Source organism: Endozoicomonas sp. ONNA1, from assembly GCF_024606325.1.
GTDB lineage: Bacteria > Pseudomonadota > Gammaproteobacteria > Pseudomonadales > Endozoicomonadaceae > Endozoicomonas_A.
Genome location: NZ_JAHHPN010000372.1, coordinates 1 through 1,593 on the forward strand (window position 1 = coordinate 1; position 1,593 = coordinate 1,593).

The 1,593-nt window shown below is 52.2% G+C and carries 1 protein-coding gene; it reads right to left on the bottom strand.

The annotated features are described in order from the left end of the window. A partial coding sequence (locus KDK19_RS08650; RefSeq protein WP_257291743.1) for a PEP/pyruvate-binding domain-containing protein occupies positions 1-1,593 on the bottom strand: 1,593 nt, incomplete at both ends.

Consider the following 1,593-nt stretch of genomic DNA (forward strand, 5'->3'; position numbering starts at 1 on the left):
CCGGTGCCAGCGCCTCTACAAAGCGCTGATGCAGGGTAAAAATCAGCTCATGGACACTTCGCACCTGATCAGCCGTATTGGGTTTGAGTGCCTGAAGATGGCATTGGAGCTGATAGCAGTCTTCTATCCATTGACGAAAACTTCGCCGGTATATCCGCCCTTCTTCACTGGCTCGCATTGGCTGAATGATACTCTTTAATACCGATCGGATGGTCTGTTTCAACGTACCGAACCGGCAGATCAATTGTGGTAATTCGTTCAGCAATTGATCAACCACGGATGAACGGCTTTCAATCGCCAACTGCAAGAATGCCCGGTACCCATGCAGCAGTTTTTCAGCCCCCTGAATCAGCCGGTTTACGTTATCTATGGTCTCAGCCAGTAACTTTGATCGTTGTGGCGACATGCTCAGTTTTATCGGGTTTGCTAGACAATCCAGTCCGCCACCGGGGGCAAAAAATGCCAGCAGACGGGCATTTTGATCTGTGAGCCATTGAAAACCGCTGGCGACCTCACAGAATGTGCCTTCAGGGGGAGACAAATCATCCCGTGACGGGACGGCTTTTGCTAACGGCACATCAGAAACAGCAGAGGACAGGCTTCTGTGACTGGCCAGTTTTTCGGTAATATCACCAGCCACAACGAAGGCACCAGATTTACTGTTAAAGCGAGCACAGGCCAGTGTCGCCTGCTGGCCATCCTGAGCGACCACTGTCTCATACTCACCGCCAGCGAGCATTAAGGGTGTTTTTTCCTGTCTCATGAGGATCGCTACATGATCATTAAACCCTCCTTCGGCAATAATAAAACCGCCTGCCCGTTTCAGGAACTCAGGCACAAGCATCCACTCTTCAGCGTGGTGGGCGACGACAATGGCTCCATCTGGCATGGCGACTGCGTCTTGTTCTTTGGCCAGCCAGATGGAGCCGGTGCAATAGCCTTCGCTTACGGCTTCGCCACTGGCCAGACTGTCTTCGGGTACAGGCATGGCAAAATCCATACCGCCAGAGAGTCGGGTAACGGGGCGTACCTGTAACACAAACGGGCAACCCTGACGATCGATGGCAAACTCCACATCCACCGGGCAGAACAACAGGTTTTCCAGCTTTATCACCATCTCCTTGAGTTCTGAAACCGTGTCATCACTGAGTCGCTGCCCGTCGCCGTCTGATGGGACATCCGCATCATGAATTCTTTTTTCCAGATAGCCGTTATTATCCGCGTTTTTGCGAAGGATGAAGTGGCTGGAAAACATCCCGGGAAAGTATTCCCAGATGTCAGCGCCTTCTATGCGAGCAATATCGATTCGGTGGGCCGTGTTACCGGACTGCCCTGCCACAACGCCTCTGGGTTGACCAGGTCCATACTCAACCCTGAGAGTATCATCCTGAAAGGATTGAAAGCTCGCGGCGACCCCACCATATCGGCAATCAATGCACTGCTGGATGATCAGTGCCATGGGTTGAGGTATACCTTCAGGACAGACTTCAGGCCGGTAACCTGACGCCATAACCTTAAGACAGGTACGCAAAACATCCTCTTCTCCCTGAACTTCAGAGAGGTATTTGCCCGCCTGGGCATCGCCGTAGTTAT